The 18,404-nt window shown below is 71.9% G+C and carries 15 protein-coding genes; 10 read left to right on the top strand and 5 right to left on the bottom strand.

From position 1 onward, the window contains the following. Positions 1–72 precede the first annotated feature (72 nt). The 5 genes from K7862_RS21765 (at position 73) to K7862_RS21785 (ending at position 4,377) form a co-directional block, all read left to right on the top strand. Positions 73–648: a TetR/AcrR family transcriptional regulator gene (locus K7862_RS21765; protein ID WP_222965075.1), complete on the top strand. Its 576-nt coding sequence runs from the start codon at positions 73–75 to the stop codon at positions 646–648. A gap of 89 nt (positions 649–737) precedes the next feature. Beyond that, positions 738–1,532 carry an SDR family NAD(P)-dependent oxidoreductase gene (locus K7862_RS21770; protein WP_222965077.1) on the top strand — a complete coding sequence of 265 codons (795 nt, stop codon included), beginning with the start codon at positions 738–740 and terminating at the stop codon, positions 1,530–1,532. A gap of 198 nt (positions 1,533–1,730) precedes the next feature. Then, on the top strand, positions 1,731–2,645 hold the full coding sequence (locus tag K7862_RS21775) for an NADP-dependent oxidoreductase (protein ID WP_222965079.1): 915 nt from the start codon (positions 1,731–1,733) through the stop codon (positions 2,643–2,645). 163 nt (positions 2,646–2,808) lie between these two features. Next, positions 2,809–3,885, top strand: coding sequence for an alkene reductase (locus K7862_RS21780; protein WP_222965081.1), 1,077 nt, complete (start codon positions 2,809–2,811; stop codon positions 3,883–3,885). Positions 3,886–3,894: 9 nt separating this feature from the next. Further along, on the top strand, positions 3,895–4,377 hold the full coding sequence (locus tag K7862_RS21785) for a MarR family winged helix-turn-helix transcriptional regulator (protein ID WP_222965083.1): 483 nt from the start codon (positions 3,895–3,897) through the stop codon (positions 4,375–4,377). A 50-nt stretch (positions 4,378–4,427) separates the two neighbouring features. Here the strand turns inward: K7862_RS21785 and K7862_RS21790 are convergent, their stop codons facing one another. From K7862_RS21790 to K7862_RS21805, 4 genes are all read right to left on the bottom strand, one after another. Further along, entirely contained in the window at positions 4,428–6,245 is a 1,818-nt protein-coding gene (locus K7862_RS21790; RefSeq protein WP_222965085.1) for a GtrA family protein, read from the bottom strand. A gap of 343 nt (positions 6,246–6,588) precedes the next feature. After that, positions 6,589–7,560 (bottom strand): ThiF family adenylyltransferase, encoded by a 972-nt coding sequence (locus tag K7862_RS21795; protein WP_222965087.1) that lies wholly within the window; start codon positions 7,558–7,560, stop codon positions 6,589–6,591. After that, positions 7,557–7,736, bottom strand: a complete 180-nt coding sequence (locus tag K7862_RS21800) for a hypothetical protein (RefSeq protein ID WP_222965089.1) — start codon at positions 7,734–7,736, stop codon at positions 7,557–7,559. Before K7862_RS21800 ends, K7862_RS21795 begins: the two co-directional genes overlap by 4 nt. A 204-nt stretch (positions 7,737–7,940) precedes the next feature. Further along, positions 7,941–8,516, bottom strand: a complete 576-nt coding sequence (locus K7862_RS21805; protein WP_222965091.1) for a TetR/AcrR family transcriptional regulator — start codon at positions 8,514–8,516, stop codon at positions 7,941–7,943. Between the two features lie 87 nt (positions 8,517–8,603). Here K7862_RS21805 and K7862_RS21810 point away from each other — a divergent pair, with 87 nt between their 5' ends. From K7862_RS21810 to K7862_RS21820, 3 genes are all read left to right on the top strand, one after another. Continuing rightward, on the top strand, positions 8,604–9,473 hold the full coding sequence (locus K7862_RS21810) for an NAD-dependent epimerase/dehydratase family protein (protein ID WP_222965093.1): 870 nt from the start codon (positions 8,604–8,606) through the stop codon (positions 9,471–9,473). Positions 9,474–9,787: 314 nt separating this feature from the next. Beyond that, the gene (locus K7862_RS21815; protein WP_222965095.1) at positions 9,788–11,065 is read left to right on the top strand and encodes a hypothetical protein; all 1,278 of its coding nucleotides are present in this window, start codon (positions 9,788–9,790) and stop codon (positions 11,063–11,065) included. Positions 11,066–11,227: 162 nt separating this feature from the next. Beyond that, a complete protein-coding gene (locus tag K7862_RS21820; RefSeq protein WP_222965097.1) occupies positions 11,228–12,850 on the top strand; it encodes a hypothetical protein in 1,623 nt (540 codons plus the stop codon). Between the two features lie 10 nt (positions 12,851–12,860). Here K7862_RS21820 and K7862_RS21825 read toward each other — a convergent pair whose 3' ends face one another. Then, positions 12,861–13,766 carry an oxidoreductase gene (locus K7862_RS21825; RefSeq protein ID WP_222965099.1) on the bottom strand — a complete coding sequence of 302 codons (906 nt, stop codon included), beginning with the start codon at positions 13,764–13,766 and terminating at the stop codon, positions 12,861–12,863. A gap of 1,013 nt (positions 13,767–14,779) precedes the next feature. Between K7862_RS21825 and K7862_RS21830 the strand changes: the two genes are divergently transcribed. Both K7862_RS21830 and K7862_RS21835 read left to right on the top strand, forming a co-directional pair. Further along, on the top strand, positions 14,780–17,266 hold the full coding sequence (locus K7862_RS21830; protein ID WP_308012109.1) for a SpoIIE family protein phosphatase: 2,487 nt from the start codon (positions 14,780–14,782) through the stop codon (positions 17,264–17,266). Next, positions 17,257–18,372 (top strand): sugar ABC transporter substrate-binding protein, encoded by a 1,116-nt coding sequence (locus tag K7862_RS21835; RefSeq protein WP_222965103.1) that lies wholly within the window; start codon positions 17,257–17,259, stop codon positions 18,370–18,372. Before K7862_RS21830 ends, K7862_RS21835 begins: the two co-directional genes overlap by 10 nt. The last annotated feature ends 32 nt before the right edge of the window (positions 18,373–18,404 follow it).

Genomic DNA, 18,404 nt, shown 5'->3' on the forward strand with positions numbered 1-18,404 from the left:
GGTGAACGCGAGAGCGCGCCGGGCATCGAATACTGGATTGACTATTCCAGAAACCGCGCTACCTTTGAGGGCATGGCACGCACCAGGGAGTTCGACATCGACCAGGCGGTGGATCGCGCCATGGACCTGTTCTGGCGCCGTGGCTACGCGGACACCTCCCTGCCCGACCTGCTGAAAGAGCTGTCGATAGGCAGTGGCAGCTTCTACGCCGCCTTCGGGTCGAAGGAGCAGCTCTACGTCCGCTCCCTCGACCGGTACGTCTCCCTGCAGCGGCGCGACCTGGAGAACGCCCTCGACGCGGAGGACGAGATCCGCCCCGCGGTGCGGAGACTGCTCGCTTCGCTGATCGAGGCGGACCTCGCCGATCCGGCGCGTGGCTGTCTGGTGGTCAACACCGCCACCCAGTGCGGCGACCGGGCTCTGGTGGAGGATCGCGTCGCCGCGGCGATCCGGCAGGTGGAGTCCCTCCTCGCGGGTGCGCTGGAGCGCGCGCGGGCGCGCGGGGAACTGTCCGAGGACAAGGACCCGCGGGGGCTGGCCAGGTTCCTCACCACCTTCGTCCAGGGTGTCCGGGTCGTCGGCCAGGCGCGCGTGGGGCGGGATTTCGTGGACGACGCACTGTCCACGGCGATGCGCGTCCTGGACTGAACTCCTGCGGGCCTCGTGGCGTCGCCTCGCATGAAGTCCGTTTTGTCGTACCGTAATTATGTATTGATCAATCCAGAAAGTAGGCCGTCATGGAGCTGCACCTCAAGGACAAGGTCGCCGTCGTCACCGGGGCGAGCAAGGGCATCGGTCTGGCCGTGGTCGAGAGGCTGGCCGCAGAGGGCGTGAAGGTGGTGGCCGGCAGCCGCACGTCGACGCCCGAACTGGACGCCCTGGCAGCCGCCCACGACGTCACGATCGTGTCCGTGGACCTGTCCACGGCCCAGGGTGCCGAGGACCTCGTCCGGCGGGCCGTCGAGCGTCACCGGCACCTGGACATCCTCGTCAACAACGTCGGCGCCGCCGAGCCCCGCGACAGCTTTCTCCATGTCAGCGACGCCGAGTGGCAGCGGATCTTCGACCTGACCTTCTTCAGTGCCGTACGGGCGAGTCGCGCGGCGCTGCCGCACATGGTCGCCGCCGGCGGAGCGGCCATCGTCAACATCAGCTCGATCAACGCCCGGCTGCCGTTCCCCATGGTGGTCGACTACTCGGCGGCCAAGGCCGCGCTGACGAACCTGAACAAGTCCCTGTCGGAGGAGTTCGCGCCCCAGGGCGTCCGGGTCAACGCGATCGCTCCCGGACCGGTCCGCACCCCCTTCTGGACCGCGCCGGGCGGCTTCGCCGACGCCACCGCCGCGGCCGCCGGCACCACCGCGCAGGAAGCGCTCGACGTTGTCGTGCCGCAGAACATGGGCATCAGCTCGGGCCGGGTCAGCGAGCCGCACGAGATCGCCGACCTCGCCGTGTTCCTCGCCTCGCCCGTCGCCGCCAACATCACGGGAACGGAGACCCTCGTCGACGGCGGCCAGACCAAGACGCTCTGACACCTCGAGGACGGCGTCCCGCCTCGGCCCTGCGGCGCGAGGCGGGGCGCCGTCCTTCGGTGGGGACGGGCACCGCGGCCGGTCCCTCGCCCGGCCGTGCACCCAAATACTTGGCTAGCCACATAATGAGTGCTACGTTTATGTGGTCGGCCACATAATGCGGTCGCCGGTTGAAACCCACCGAAGGAGACAGCAGTCATGAAGGCCATCGTTTTCGACGCGTTCGGCGGCACCGAGGTCCTGCACGAGGCGGAGACCGAGATCCCCGAGCCCGGCCCCGGTCAGGTCCGCGTCCGGGTGCGGGCGATCGGGGTCAACCCCGTGGACGGGAAGATCCGCTCCGGGATCATGGAGGCGATCTTCCCGACGACCCTGCCCGCCGTTCCCGGCGGGGAGATCGCCGGGGTCGTCGACGCCCTCGGTGACGGTGTCGATGCGCTGAAGGTGGGTGACGAGGTGCTCGGCTGGTCCGACACCGGTGCCTACGCCGAGTACGCCCTGGCCCCCGCGGCCGTCCTCGCCCCCAAGCCCGCGGGCCTGGACTGGACGCACGCGGCCGCACTGCCGGTGGCCGGTGACGGTGCCGACCGGGTCCTGGACCTGCTGGACGTCAGGGCCGGCGAGACCCTGCTGATCCACGGCGCGTCCGGCGCGCTCGGCACCATCGCGGTCCAGCTCGCGGTCGCTCGCGGCGCCCACGTCATCGGCACCGCCGGTCGCGCCAACCAGGACTACGTCGCCTCGCTCGGCGCGACGCCGCTGATCTACGGGGAGGGCCTGGTCGAGCGGGTCCGGGCGGTCGCCCCCGACGGTGTGGACGCGGTGTTCGACGCCGCGGGCAAGGGGGCGCTGGAGGACTCCATCACCCTGCGGGGCGGCACCGAACGGATCGTCACCACCGCCGACTTCAGGGCTCGCGAACTCGGCGTCGTGTTCGCCGAGGGCCCGCAGCGCCGTTCGGCGGCCCGGCTGGCCGAACTCGCCCAACAGGCGGCGGACGGCACGCTGGTGACCACGGTCGGCGCGACCTATCCGCTCGCGGAGGCCGCGAAGGCCCAGCAGGCCAGCGACGCCGGTCACAACCGCGGAAAGCTCGTCCTCACCGTCGGCTGATGTCCCCGCGCAAGGGCGGGGCCCCGCCTGGTGCGGGGCCGGCCCTGCCCTGCTCACCAGCAGCCGACTCGCACGGACCCGCCTCCGCACGCACCGGTCGCTCCCCCCGGACCGGCCCTTCCCGCTTCCGTACCGAATCACGCACCTACATAAGGACGTTGCCATGCCCACCGACGATCTGACCCCTCTGTGGCAGCCCATCCAGGCGGGGGACATCCGCCTGCCGCACCGGCTCGTCATGGCCCCCATGACGCGCAACCGCAGCACCACCGAAGGCGTTCCGACGGAACTCAACGCCGAGTACTACGCCCAGCGCGCCTCGAACGCCCTGATCATCACCGAGGGCACCCAGCCGTCGGCGGACGGCCAGGGCTACCTGCTGACCCCCGGTATCCACACCGCGGAGCAGGTCGCCGGGTGGCGCAAGGTCACCGACGCCGTGCACGCCGCGGGCGGACGGGTCGTCGTGCAGCTGATGCACGTCGGGCGCATCGCCCACCCCGGCAACACCCCGCACGGACGGCAGCCGGTCGCGCCGTCCGCGGTGCGGCCCGCGGGCGTGATGTTCACCGCGTCCGGGCCGCAGGAGATGCCGCGGCCCCGGGCACTGTCCGCCCTGGAGATCACCGCGACGGTTGCGGACTTCCGGCGCGCGGCCGCCGGCGCGGTCGCGGCGGGCGCGGACGGCGTGGAGATCCACGGCGCCAACGGTTATCTCGTCCACCAGTTCCTGTCCTCCAACGCCAACCGGCGCACCGACGGCTACGGCGGACCGGTCGAGAACCGCATCCGCTTCGCCGTCGAGGTCGCGGCGGCCGTCGCCGACGAGATCGGCCCGGGGCGCACCGGCCTGCGCCTGTCGCCCGGCAACCCTTACAACGACATCCGCGAGGACGACACACACCAGCTGTACCCGGCGTTGCTGCGCGCCCTCGCACCGCTGGACCTCGCCTATCTCCACCTGGTCCACACCGGCGACGAGGCACTGCTGGACACGCTGCGGTCGCTGTGGCCCACGGCGCTCGTGCTCAACCGCGCGGGCGCCGGCCTGCCGGCGCGCGCCAAGGACGTCTCCGACGGCCGGGCCGACATCGTCTCCGTGGGCGCGCTCGCACTGGCCAACCCCGACCTGGTCGAACGGGTACGCTCTGGGGCGCCGCTGAACGCGCCCGACCCGGCCACCTTCTACGGCGGCGGTGAAACCGGGTACACCGACTACCCGACCCGCGGCCGTGCCTGAGGAGATGCGATGACCGACCCTGCCTCCAGGCCCCCCGGCACGGCGCGCGACGGACGCCTCAGCTACGCCGTCTTCCAGCTCGCCCGCGCCCACCGCGGTCACGCGGCGGCCATGCTCCGCGCCATGAACCTGCACCCCGGGCAGGAACTGCTCCTCATGCAGCTCTACGACCGCGACGGCCAGACCCAGTCCGAACTCCTCGACAGCGTCGGCCTCGACCACTCCACCGTCTCCAAGTCCCTGCGCCGCATGCAGGAGGCCGGACTCCTCACTCGCGAACCGGCCGACCACGACCGGCGGGTCATGGTCGTCCGCCTCACCGACGCCGGACGCGCCCTGCGTGAGCCGATCGCCGCCATGTGGCGCACCCTGGAGGACATCTCCGTCCACGACCTGACGGCCGAGCAGATCGAGACGTTCACGGCGACCGCCCACGCGATCGAGCAGTCGATCAAGAAGCACGGCCGTCCGACGCCACCGGCGGCCGACTGAGGGCGCCGTCGTCGTGGGCGGCGAGCGGGGGAGGAGGGTGACGCCGGCGTTCAGGGCGCGCCGACCGAGTACAGCATCAAGTACGTTCCGTAGCAGGCGGAGAGCGTGCCGATGCCGGCCAGGACCGCGAACCGTGTCAGGTGGTCGCGGGCCCGGGACAACGCCTTGGCGACCGGGATCAGCAGAGGGAAGGCCGGGAGCAGGAAGCGTCCCCGGGACGACCAGTGCGCCGTGTCGCCCAGCGCGACGACGGTGACGATCAGGCTGTAGACCACCAGGGCCAGTGGCTGTCGCTGGCCGATCGTCACCACCAGCAGCGCGATGGCCGCGACGAGCAGCACGGCGGTGACCGGGAAGAAGAGGTTGACCGGCGTGCCGTGGGTGAACAGCTTGCGAAACCCCTCGGCGGTCCGGAGCCCGAAGTCGAAGCGCGAGTTCCACATGCGCTGGATGCGGAAGTACGCCCGCCAGTCGTGCATCCTCCAGCCCGTCCACGCGATGAAGCCCAGCCAGCCCAGGGGAGCGGCGATGAACGCGGCGACCGGCCTCCACAGCCGCGCCGGTGCGGGCTCGGCCGTCGGCCCGGCGGGGGAGGGCGCGCCGGGTACCGCTGCCGAGGGTCGGCCACGGCAGCGCCGTACGACCTCGCGGCAGGCCTCCGCCATGACCGCGGCCGCCACCGCGGCCCCGACCGGGCGGGTCAGCCCGGCCGCCACCGACAGCGCCGCGGCCGGCAACCAGTGGCGTTTCAGGACCGCCAGCAGCGCCCAGGCGGCCAGTGCCGTGAACGCGGACTCGCTGTACCCGGCGGTCTCCACCACGGCCACCGGCGCGATGCCCCACAGCACCGTCGTCAGCACGGCCACCCGACGGCCGTAACACAGCGCCGTCACCGCGTGGATGCCCCAGGCCGCGACCAGGGCGCAGGCGCAGGCCACCAGCAGCGCGGCCCCGCCCCAGCCCACCCCGGGCAGCACGGTGTGAGCGCCCCGGAGCAGGAGGGGATACACCGGGAAGAACGCCAGGTTGCTGCGTGGGGAGGGGTGCCCGACCCCCATGTGCGGGTGGAAGGAGTGGTCGTAGCCGTGCCGGGCGATCCCGATGTACCAGACGGCGTCCCAGCGCACGGCGAGGCGGTGGACGGTGTGGCCGGGGGACCCGGGGCTGAGCAGCAGCAGTCCCATCAGGCTGACGGTCCGCGCGGCGATGAACAGCAGGATGCCGGGCATCGCGGACCGCAGGGACGCGCGCACGTCGTCCAGGACGGATCCGGCTGCCAGGTCCGTGCCCGGCGACCCCCGTACGGAGACCCGCTCGCGGACAGCCGCGACGCGGCTTGCCCGCCGTCCGGCGCTGCCTTGTCCCGTATCGCCTCGTCCCGTACCGCCGGCTCCCGCGCCGCCTCGTCTCGCGCCGGACGGTTCGGGGACCACGCGGAAGACCCACGTCCGGTAGGACCAGAAGCGGAACAGCGTCGCGAGGGCGATCCCGGAGAACTTGAAGACGTTGCTCTGCAGCGGGGAGTCCCAGCCGAAGCCGTATGTCGCGAGGGCGAGCACGCCGTTCTCGATCAGCAGCCCGATGGCGCTGAACACCAGGAAGAGCCCCATCTCGCGCGGGCAGCAGCTCTTGTCCCGGTCCTTGTAGGCGAAGTAGCGGAAGCCCACGTAGTTGAAGACGATCGACACGACGGTGGCGATGACGCTCGCCGGCACGACGGCGATCGACGTGGCGTGCCGGACGAGATTGAAGGTCAGCAGGTTCACCGCCACGCCGGCGCCGCCCACGACCGCGAACTTCGTCACTTCCCGCGCGAGGGGGCTCGAAGCCGCTGTGCTCAGCTCGGCACGCCTGTCTCGTACAGACATGGAGACGTTCCCGTGGCTAGCCGGCCGGCGTCAGGACGCCGCGGTTCGCGGGGATGCCGCGGATCCGGTTTCGGGTCAGCGTCATGTCCTCTCCTCCTTTTCCACTGCGGGAAGAGCATGCGCGGTCGCGCAGGATGTGTGTCGGGGAGATGAGGGGGGCCGGCCGGACGGCACCGGAGGGGGCAGTGCCGCGCTACTGCCGGTGCGGCTCAGGCCATCAGTTCGAGGGTGGCAGTGCCCGGCCGTTCGCGCATGTCCTGGCACCGCAACCGCGCCGTCCATGCCTGGCAAGGCTGGGAAACCGGCTGGTCACCGTGGGGGCGAGGACGCGGCAGCACACGGTTCAGCCGGCCCCGGCGTGGACGACGGTGGCAACGAAGAACGTCAGCACGAAGAGGGCGATCACCGCGATCACGGTGAGAGGCGGCCGCTGGAGCTCCGATTCACCGTCGACGGGGAGTATCGGCTCCTGACCCGGCAGGGTGCCGGGGGCCAGCGGGGCCCGCCGGCCGTGGCAGGCGGGGCAGGGCCGGGCGGGGAAGGAGACCCGGACGTTGCGGCTGCTCAGGCCGGAGGTGGGGAAGGCCGCGCGGACGGCGGGTGAGGTGGGGGTCAGGCCGTGGAGGTAGACGGCGTTGGTCTGCGGGTCGAGGCTCACCGACCCCTCGTCGTCGGGATGCGCCAGCGCGCGGACGATCTGGGCCGTCGCCAGAACGACCAGCTGGATGTCCACCCGGGCGCCGCGCGCGGCCTGGGCGTCCGACGCCGACTCACGGAACGCCGCCGCGCACTCGTAGCAGGGCGTGCGCCCGCCCGGCAGCACCCACAGGATCTCGCCGACCTCGGCGTCGCGGATGCGCCGGTCGACCCAGACCGCCGGATACACCGCGGGGACGCCGGCGGCGAGCGCCACACGGTTGACGTGGCGCTGGCAGGCGATGGAGTCCGTCGCGGCCACCACCACGTCGAACGCCGCGACCAGCGCCCGCTGCTCGCCCTCGGGGATCGCCAGGAAGTCACGGTCCAGACCGGTGATGGCGCAGGGCGGGAAGTCGCGGCCGATACTCTCCGCGAGTGCCGTGGCCTTCGGCCGCCCGACGGCCCGGGCGCCGAGCGGATGGCGGACCAGGTTCTCCACCGCGAGGGTGTCGGGGTCGACCAGGCACAGGGGGCTGAACCCGATCCGGGCCAGTTCCTCGGCCAGGAAGCCGCCCACGGCACCGGCGCCGACGATGAGGGCCGAACCGCTGCGCCGAGGGTGCCGCGCCCAGACGCGGTTCTCGGTCCATCGGCCGTCGGCCCGTTGCCCGGTCAATCAAAGATCCAGCGCGCCACGCGCACCGATGCCGGCTGGTCCTCCTGATCCGGATCGTCGTGCCCGTCCGGCTTCAGCTCCCCGGTGTCGGCGTCGAGGTACCACGGGCGTTCGACGTCCCGTGTCTCCTCCTGGGACAGTTCCGCCCTCTGCACGGTCTGCGGTGCAGCACCCATCGGGACACCTCTTTTCCGGGCTCCGCGCCTGCGGCGCGCAAGCCCCCAAAGGTCGCCGCGTACGGCCCGCTCACACCGGGACAGCCACTGCGTGACCGCCCCGCGGCCGGACCGTTCTCCTCTTCCACGTTACGCATCGGTAGCCGCCTCGCATCCGGGGAGCGGATCGGCGTATCACGCGGCGCCGCACCCCCGCCGGGCGGGCTATCCGAGCACGGACAGCGCCGTCTTCAACTCGCCGAACACCTCTCGCGTGTACGCGTCGAGAGTCCGCGGATCCGCCGCCGACGTCCACCGGTCGAACGCGCCGTAGAACGCACGCACCCCCAGTTCGGCCGCGAGATCGGCGACGAGTTCCGAGACGCCGCGCGTGCGAAGCGCCTGCGCCATCGACTCGGAGAGCGCCGCCCGCTTGAAGGCGGAGCGCTCCTGCAGCTCCGCGCTGTTCGCGATGACCGCCCGAAGCCGCCGCCCGATCTCCCGCCGGTCCTCCGTGAACGACGACGCGAGACCGTCCAGCGCCAGGCCGACCATCTCCAGAGTCGTGGCCGATTCGGGCGCCTCGGCGATCGCCTCGGCCATGATCCGGCTGTGGATCTCCTGCCCGGCGAACAGTACTTCGCGCTTGTCGGTGAAGTGCCGGAAAAACGTGGTCTTGGTCAGGCCGCCGGCCCGCTCGGCGATCTCGTTGACCGTCGTCGCCTCGTATCCCTGCTCCGCGAACAGCTCGACCGCGGCGCGGATCAGCCGTTCGCGTGTGTTCGGTTCCCATCGCGCCATGGGGGCAATCCTAGGTGACGTGACTTGGTAACGTCACCCATGCTACGGTGACGTTACCAAGTCACATCACTTCCCGGGGAGATCCTCATGCGTGTCTTCGTCACCGGCGCCAGCGGTCACATCGGCTCCGCTGTTGTTCCTGAGCTCATCCACGCGGGTCACGATGTGGTCGGCCTCGCTCGTTCCGACGAGGCGGCGGCGACCGTCAGGGCGATGGGCGCCGAGGTCAGCCGCGGGAACCTGACCGATCTCGACGGTCTGCGTGAGGCTGCCCGCAATGCCGATGCGGTCGTCCACCTCGGCTTCCAGCACGAGGGCATCGCGTCCGGCCGATTCGCCGAGGTCGCCGCGCAGGACGAAGAAGTCGTCCACGCGATCTGCGGCGAACTCGTCGACACCGGCAAGGCTTTCCTCGGCATCGGCCTGGGCCGCGTCGAGGACCTCGTGAACCACCGGAATCCCCGCGCCAAGGTCGCGCTCGCCCTCCACGGATACACCGAGCGCGGCGTGCGCACCGTCCTGGTCGCGGTCCCGAACGTCACGCACGGCGAGCGCGACCGCAACGGATTCATCCCGCAGTACCTCCGGATCGCCCGCCGGTCCGGCGTCGCCGGCTACCTCGGTGACGGCGCCAACACCTGGGCCGCGGGCCACACCCTCGACGTGGCCCGCGTCTGGGCGCTCGCGGTGGAGAAGGCCCCGGCCGGCTCGCAGGTCACCGGCGCCACCGAGGCCGGCGTCCCGGTCCGTACCATCGCCGAGTCCGTCGCCCGCCACCTGGGCATCGAGGCGGTCAGCATGTCGGCGCAGCGGGCGGCGGAGCACTTCAGGGCCTTCCCCTTCATCGGCATCGACGTCAAGATGTCGAACCAGGCGACGCGCGAACTGCTCGGCTGGGAGCCGACCCACCCCACCCTGCTCGCGGACCTCGACGCAGGCTTCTACTTCAATCGCTGAGCCGCCAGAAGGCCAGGACCGCGCTGAAAATCCCGGAAATGCACCGGACTCACGCCGGACTGTCCCGATCGATATTCATCAGTGGACATTCGAGCAGCGTTCGCCCCGGCCACGACTTCGCGTAGGAGTTCGGATCAGCATGGCACAGCGGGCCCGGTCCGAACCCCCCGGTGGAGCCGGAAAAATTCCGGATTAATTCAACTCGGTCGAGGCGGACGGAAATCGACTCGACGCCCTTGAATTCATGGTGAGTTGCGATACCGTCAGCCTCCGCTGATCGATGACCGGACGAACCGGAAGGGCGGGCGGGGCACATGTGGGAAAAGGGAACGGAATCCGGCGACGGACCGCAGAGCGGACTGATGTCGCGGCGCCGGTTGCTCGGGCTGTCCACCGGCACCGCGCTCGCCGTCGCCGGACTCGGGGTCGGCCGCGCGATCGGCACACGCGGTGAGGGCGGGGCCGCCGGTGCGGGCCACTCCCTCGACGCCGCGCCGGCCGCCGCCTCGGTGGTCCAGGTGACCGCACCTCCCGCCTCGGGCGTCCTGGCCGCCAACGTCAACGAGTCCCTGGACGCGATCGACTACGCCGAGCTGGCGGCCGTGTCCGCCACCTGGATCCGGGGCTTCTACCTGATGTCCGACGCCGACCAGGGGGACCCGGCCACGCAGACCGGGATGGCGAAGCTGCTGCAGGCCGCCGCCGACGGCTACGGCACCGTGCTGTCGACGAAGTTCCAGTACCACGACACGGCGATCCCGGTTCCCGGCACGACGGCCATGGACACGGCTCTGGCCCGGTTCGACAAGGTGCTCGGCGCGGTGCTCGGCACGGTCGACATCCTCACCGTCGGGAACGAGCCGTTCTACGAGACGCGACCGGTGGACCGCACCACCTCCCTCATCAACGACTTCTACGAGGCGATCGCCCAGCACGCCGTCCAGTACCGGAAGGATCACTTCGGGACCGACTGCAAGACCGCCCTGTACATGGGTGCGCTCAACGGCCTGGAGGACCCCGCGAACCAGAACGCGCAGACGAAGCGCTGGATGACCTTCGCGGCCGGTAACGCCGACATCGCCGGCGTGGACATCCATCCGCACGTGGCGGGCATCGACGCGGCGCAGGCGTACACCGACTTCGTGCTGCCCTACCTCCGCCCGGACCAGAAGTTCCTCGCCACCGAGTTCTCCCTGATCCAGCTCTGGAAGCAGCACATGGCCGACCCGGTGGACCCGTCGTTCACGGCGGCCTACGGCACCCCGGCGGGCACTCCGGTGTGGCAGGTCATCCACAACGCCGCCAACAACCCCTTCACGGAGCAGAAGTGGAACGATTTCCTGCTCTCCAACACGTGGTTCGCCAACCACAAGACGTTCATCACCAACGAGATCGCGGATCTGCGGGCCACGGGCAAGCTCGCCGTGGCCGGCTACGGCATCACCCAGGGCGCGCCGATCCCCGACTTCGGCCCGGACAGCTCCCCTTGGGTGCTCAACAGCATCTTCTGCCCCTACGTCTGCCAGATCGGGACCGGAGGCCTCCCGGGCCGCGACCGCACCTGGGCCGCCTCGTTCCGGACGGCGCAGTAGAGCGACGCCGGGCCGACCTGAATTCGGCGGGCAGAGCAGGGCAACTCCGGCGTTCCCTCAGATGTCTTGTGACTGACAGCCGTTGCGGGCTCGTCCGCCCGCAGGAGGGGGAAGGTCATGGGAGAACCGAGAGGTAACAGACCGGCGCGGCGCGGGGCCGTCGTGGGACTGGCGCTGGCGTGCGCGGCCCTGGGGATGACCGCGGCGGGCGTGGGCGCGGCACCGTCCGCGCAGGCCGCGACACCGGCGCTCACCCTGGACGTGACGCCCACGCTCTACGTGGAGGCCGGGGCCGGCAACAACGGCGCGTTCAACTCGACGCTGACCATCGGGATCGGCACGACGGGCGACCTGACCAGCGGGCCCCGGCACCTCGTCGTCGACGCGTCGGCCCTGGCGGGCCGGGTGGTCATGACGGACCTGGACACCCAGGACGGCTGTACGGCGCAGGAACTGGTGGTCACCTGCGACCTCGCGCCGAACGTCAAACGGCTCAGCCCCTTCCACCTGCTGGCGGCCGACGGGGCCCAGGCGCAGTCCGAAGCCGACATCTCGGTGACCGCGTCCAGCGCCGGCGCGGCGGACGCGACCGCCCACGTGCGGACGGTCATCGGGACGCCCTCGCTCCTGACCGCCGTCCTGCCCGAACGCACCGCCGTACCGCCCGGCACCGCCCTGCCGTTCTCACCCGTCATCGCCAACACCGGTGACGCCAGCCCCCGGCAGGGCTTCACCCTCCACTTCCACACCTCCGACACCACCACGACCCCGGCCGACGCCCAGGCGTTCGCCGTGGCCGGCGAACGGCCGTCCAACTGCCACTACCCGCCCGCGCCGCGCAACGACTTCTGGTGTTCCTTCCCCGACGAGATCGCCCCCGGCCAGGTGTGGACCATCGGCCGGCCGCTGAGCTACCGGACCCGAGCGCCGCTGATGGACGGCTTCATCACCTACGACATCAGACCGGCCGGCAGCATCCCGCCGTCTCAGGACTTCGACCCCGCCGCCTACGTGACCGGCGACGGCCCCGCGCTGACACTCCACCGAGTCGCCGACCAGAAAACCGGGCTGACCTCGGGCTGGTTCCACGTCGTGGCGGAGCAGCACGCCGACTACCAGGCGATCGGGGGGACCCTGCACGGCAAAAAGGGCGACGTCGTCCGGCTGAACCTGGGCGTGCGCAACGCAGGCCCGGGAAGCCTCACCCAGAGCGGCGCCGACGGGGCGTTCGTCGTCACTCTGCCCGCAGGCGTCAGCCTGCTGAAGACCGAGCGGGTCGCCCCCCTGCCGCCGGGCACCTCACCCGGCCCCGGCCCGCTGTGCGAACTGCGGACACCAGGCGTCTACCGCTGCGCGATGCGCGAACCGCTGGTCCTGCACGGGCAGTTCGTGCTGCGGTTCTCCCTGCGGATCGACCGGCTGGTGCCTGCCGCCACCCAGGGCGCGGCCGGTTCCGTGCGGGTCGTGCCCTCCACCGAGGCCCCCACGCACGACACGAACCTGGCCAACGACGTCGCCTCCCTCACCGTCGCCCGGCCCGGCTCGGCGACGACCGGCGGCGGCGGTTCGTCCGGCGGTTCCGCTTCGGGCGGTACCACCTCGGGCAGCGGGGGCGGCTCTGGCGCCAGCGGCGGCGGGTCATCGTCCACGGGCGGTCTCACCCCGGACGGTTCCCTGGCCGCGACCGGCGCGGGCGCCACACTGCCGGTGGCCGGTGCGGCCGTGATCCTGCTGCTGACCGGCACCGGCACGCTGCTGGCCCGGCGCCGCAGGACCACCCACTGACCGTACGGGCTCAGGGCGTGCCCCCGGCCGGCGTGCCCAGCAGGGCCAGCTCCTCGCCGGTCAGGCGCAGACTCCCCGCGGCGATGTTCTCCGCCAGGTGCGCGGGGTTACTGGTGCCGGGAATGGCCAGCACATGCGGGCCGCGGTGGAGGGTCCAGGCGAGCCGTACCTGGGCCGGCGTCGCATCGTGGGCGCGGGCGACGGACCGTACGCGCGCATCCTGCTCACGGCCTGCGGCGGCCTCACGCCGCAGGCCGGAGACGGAGAAGAACGGGACGAAGGCGATGCCCCGCTCACCGCACAGGTCCACCAGTCCGGTCTCGTCGGACCGGCGCCAGTCCAGGCCGTAGGAGTTCTGCACGCAGACCACGGGCGCGATCGTCTGCGCCTCGGTCACGTGCCGGGGCAGCACGGCGGAGAGCCCGAGATGCCGGATCAAGCCGGCCTCACGCAGCTCGGCGAGCGCGCCGAAGTGCTCGGCGATCGAGACGGTGCGGGGACCGGCGGCGCGCAGGTTCACCACGTCCAGGCAGTCCCGGCCGAGCTGGCGCAGGTTCTCCTCGACCTGGCCGCGCAGCCGGTCGGGACGGTCCCTGGGCAGCCACTCGCCGGAGGGATCGCGTGCCGGGCCGACCTTGGTCACCACGACCACGTCGCCGCGCCAGGACGCGAGGGCGCGATTGATCAGCTCGTTCGCCGAGCGCAGGGGCGAGAAGTAGAAAGCGGCCGTGTCGATGTGGTTGACGCCGAGCTCGAACGCGCGGTGCAGCAGCCCGACGGCGGCATCGCGGTCGATCGGCGTGCCGTCGGAGTTCCCCGCCATGCCGTTGCCCGTCAGCCGCATCGCGCCGTACCCGATGCGGTTCACCTCCAGATCCCCGAGCCTCCAGGTCCCTGCTGCTGCCGCTGCGCTCACCGTGCTCCTTCACCCGTCGTGCCGTCCGGTCCCGGAGTATGAAGCGGTTCCGGCCTGTTCTGACAGGCCCAGGAGCTGGGCGAAACGTCACGTCCCGCAGCGGAACCAATCCTCCGCGCCGCGCCGTTGAACATGACGAGCCGCCGCCCGTCACCGCGGGTTCCCGCCCCCGGGGTGCCCCCGATCCGCCGTTGCCGTCGTCCACCCGGTGGCCGCTTGCTCGCGCCGTTCCTCGCGCCCCCGTCGGGGCTCGTCCTGCCCCTTGCGGTGCCTTCCCGGCTTTCCGCCGGTGGTGGGTTGCTCGCGCAGTTCCCCGCGCCCCTGTTTCACGTGCCGTTTGTCCGCACGTTGGGGGCAGTCCGGAAGCGTCTCCTCGGACTTGTGCGTGACCGTTTTTACGAAGGGGCTGGGCGGGTGTGTGCACAAGTCCTTGCGGGGAGCGCTTCCTCCCCACCCCCTTGGTGGTCCATGGAGCCGCCTGGGCAGGACCGGGGTACCCCGGTAACACCCCATGCGGCCACTTTCACTGCCAGGGGGTGGGGAGGAAGCGCTCCCCGCAGGAATGTGCATCCGCCCGACCAGCCAATTCGTAAGTAGCCGCCATGCACAGTCCGAGGAGACGCTTCCGGACTGCCCCCGATACGTGAACGAACGGCAAGCGATAACAGGGGCGCGAGGAACTGCGCGACAAGCCACGACGGCGCAGCAGTCGGCAACGCACCGAAAGGGGCACCCCGGAAACGGAGGCGGCCCGGGGGGCACCCCGGAAGTCGAGGACCGGGCAGCCCAGCGGCAGGCGGCACCGCACGGACGGCGGACAGCTTCACGGTCCCGCAGCCGAGTCAGGAGACATTCCGCCGCAATAGGTATCTAATATGTCTGAGGTGGGTCGGAACGGGCAGCCCATTCGGTACCTCCCGTGCCCGTCGCCCCCGGGTCCTGCCGGATCGCGGTCCTGGCGCACCGACGTCGGCCGGCGACAGGGACGCGGGGGATGTATGGCGGAGGAGGGCATGGTCTTCAGAGGGGCGGCCGCGGCCGCCGTCTACGTGCCGGACGAGCAGTCCGGGCGGCTGCGTCTGAGCGAGGCGGTGGAGGAGGAGCCGGGGGACGGCGCCGCTTTCCCGGTGAGCTACCCGACGTCGGGCCGTTCCGCGGTGGCCGAGGCCTTCCGCACCGGCGAGCTCGTGTGGTCCGCCGTCGCGGAAGCCGACGACCTCGCGGTGATCGGGTCCAGGACGGCCAGGGAGGCCCTCCCGGCGGACGGCGCCCCGCGGACCGCGGGCGAGTGGCTGGGGGCCGCCCCGCTGGCGGCCGGCGAGACGCTCATGGGATGCCTGGCCGTCAGAGCTCCCGGCGGGAACGGATCCGGCGCCGAGCAGCGCAGCTTCCTCGAGCTGTACGCCGACCAGGTGTCCATGCGGATGGAGACAGAAGGCACCCGGGGCGGTACGGGCACGGTCGCCGACCCCGGCGTGCGGGAGCCGGGAACCCGGCCGGAGAGCCCCTGGGTGGACCTCGGGCGCATGGGTTCGTTCACTCTGGCGCCGGTCACCGGCCGGATCGAGGCGGACCGGCAGGCGCTGGACCTCCTGGGCCTGCCGGAGGACCGTTTCGACGGGCGTGTGGAGACGGTGCTGGCGCAGACCGTCCTGGAGGATCTTCCCGCACTGATGTCCGTCCTGGAGCCGCATGCGGGCCGGCCCTGTGGCGAGGACCTCGACTTCCGGGTGCGCCGCCCTGACGGCGGGCTGCGCAGGGTTCGGCTGCGTTTCCGCGTGCTGACGGACGACGGGGGGCGGCCGCGCCGGCTGCTGGGCGTGATCGCGGAGGCGTCGCACCTGCGGCCGACGGGGGCCGGGGTGCCCCGGGCCCAGCGCCTCTCGGTCGCCCTCGCCGCGGCGGCCACGGTCAGCGACGTGAGCCATGCCGTGGTCACCGCCCTGCGGGACCCGCTGGGGGCCGACACCGTGGTGCTCGCCGAGCTGCACGCGGGCCGGCTGGTGGTGACCGGCATGGAGCCGCACGGGCCCGCGGTGTGGGGCACCTGGCGCTCGCAGTGGCACTCGGAATGGCCGGACACCTCGCCGGGCGACCTGCCCACGCTGGAGGGCGTGCTGAGCGAGGGCCGCACCCGCCTGTGGGCCTCCAGCAGCGGCCTGGAGCCGGGTCTCGCCGAGGCCGGCCCGGGAGGACTCGCGGTCCTGCCGCTCCCGGCGGACGGACGCATGGCGGGCGTGTGCCTGCTGGGCTGGGACGAGCCGCACGAGTTCGGCGCCGGGGAGCGCGCGCTCCTGACCTCGGCCGCGGGGCTGGTCGGGCACGCGCTGGCCCGCGCCCGTTCCCACGACGCCGAGAACGAGTTCACCTCGATACTGCAGCGCAGCCTGCTGCCCCGCGCCCTGCCGGTCCTGCCCGGCGGCACGGCGGTCGCCCGGTACCTGCCCGCGACGACGGGGCTCGCCGTGGGCGGTGACTGGTACGACGTGATCCCGGTGTCCGACCGGTCCGTTGCGCTGGTCATCGGCGACGTGCAGGGCCACAGTGCCGAGGCGGCGACGATCATGGGTCAGATCCGTACCGGGATCCGCGCCTACGCCGTCGAGGGGCACCCGCCCGACGTGGTGATGTCCCACGCCAACCGCCTGCTCATCGGCCTGGACACCGAGGCGTTCGCGACCTGCTGCTACGTCGCGCTCGACGTCGAGGACGGCGAGGCCTGGGTGGTCCGGGCCGGCCACCCGCAGCCGGTGCTGCGAGCACCGGACGGCGCGACGCGCGAGGTCGAGGCCGAGGGCGGACCGCCGCTCGGCGTGATCGCGAGCGCCGACTTCCCGATGACCGCCCTCGGTATGGCCCCCGGGAGCGTCCTGGCCCTGTTCACGGACGGTCTGGTCGAGTCCTCGAAGCTCCATCTGGAGGACGGTGTACAGCGGGTCCGCAGGGTGCTGGCCTCGGCCGATCCGGGTGAGGCGGACCGCACGGCCGACGCACTGATCGGGACGACCGAGCGGCGCGAGGACGACGTGGCCCTCCTGCTGCTGCGCTACGACGGGCTGCCGGTCCGGCCGCGGCGGGCGAGCTGGTCGGTGTGGCGGCTGCCGGACGCCGTGATGCACGCCCGGCGTTTCACCGCGCGGGTGCTGCGCTCCTGGCACGAGACACGGGAGACGGACGCGATCCTGCTGGTCGTCTCCGAACTCGTCACCAACGCCATGACGCACACCAGCGGCGAGGTGCACCTGAACCTCACCCTGGCCGGGGAACGCATGCGTGTCGCGGTGAGCGACTCCTCGCCCCGCGCACCCGTCAAGCCCACGGGCATCGACTGGGAGGCCACCGGAGGCCGCGGCATCCTCCTCGTGGAGGCCGTCTGCGCCGCGTGGGGATCGGTGCCGCTCAGCGGTGGCAAGCAGGTGTGGGGCGAGATCGATCTGCCGCCTCAGCACGCCGAGGCCGACGCCGAGGCCGGGGCAGGCCGGGAGGCGTCATGGCGATGAGGCGCGGTTGGAGCCGCGGACGGACGCGCGGGCTGGTCGCCGCCCTGACGGCGGGCCTGGTCCTGGTGCTGGCCCCGCACGGCACGGCCCAAGTGGCCCACCGGGGGACCGCCGCCGAGGGGGGCTTCACCGTCGGCGTGCTGCTGCCCGACACGCACACCCCGCGCTGGACCAAGTTCGACAAGCCGCTGATCGAGAAACGCGTCAAGCAGCTCTGCGGAACCTGCACCGTGCGGTACGCCAACGCCTCGGCCGACGTCGCCACCCAGCAGTCGCAGGTGAACTCGATGATCGCCAACGGTGTGCGGGTGCTGATCCTGTCCCCGGTCGAGAGCAAGGCGCTGGCCACCTCGGTCAGGCGGGCGCACGCGAGCCACGTACCGGTGGTCTCCTACGACCGTCTCGCCGACGGCCCGCTGTCGGCCTACTCGGGCTACGACTCCGAGATGATCGGACGGCTGCAGGCCCAGGGACTGCTGGCCGCCCTCGGAAAGGGCGCGGGCCGGCCCCGGATCGTCATGATGAACGGCGAACCCACCGACCCGAACGCCAAGGCCCTGCGGAAGGGCGCCCTGTCGGTGTTCCAGGGCAAGGCGGACGTCGTCGCCGAGTACAACACCACCGGATGGATCCCGCAGAACGCGTTCACCAACACCCTCGCGGCGGTCGCCAAGCTGGGCCCGCACGGTTTCGACGGCGTCTACTCGGCCAACGACGGACTGGCGACGGGCGTCGTCACCGCCCTGAAGGCCGAGAACGTCACGCCGCAGCCTCCCGTCACCGGTGAGGACGCCGACCTCGCCGCGGTACGGCGCGTCGTGACCGGCGAGCAGGCCGTCACGGTCTACAAGTCCTTCGCGGCCGAGGCCGACGCGGCCGCCGAGATGGCGGTGGCCCTGGCCCGCGGCATGCCGATCGACGCGATCGCCAAGCAGCGGATCAGCAACGACACCACCAAGGACATACCGGCGTACCTGGGCACTCCGGTCGCGGTGAACCGGGGCAACGTCAAGCAGACGATCGTCGACGCGGGTGTCTACACGGTCCAGCAGATATGCACACCGAAGGTCCAGTCCGCCTGCCGTGACGCCGGACTCACCGGCTGAACCCGGCGGGTGCGCCGCGCCGCGTGCGGACG

Source organism: Actinacidiphila acidipaludis, from assembly GCF_019890725.1.
Taxonomy (GTDB): Bacteria; Actinomycetota; Actinomycetes; order Streptomycetales; family Streptomycetaceae; genus Actinacidiphila; species Actinacidiphila acidipaludis.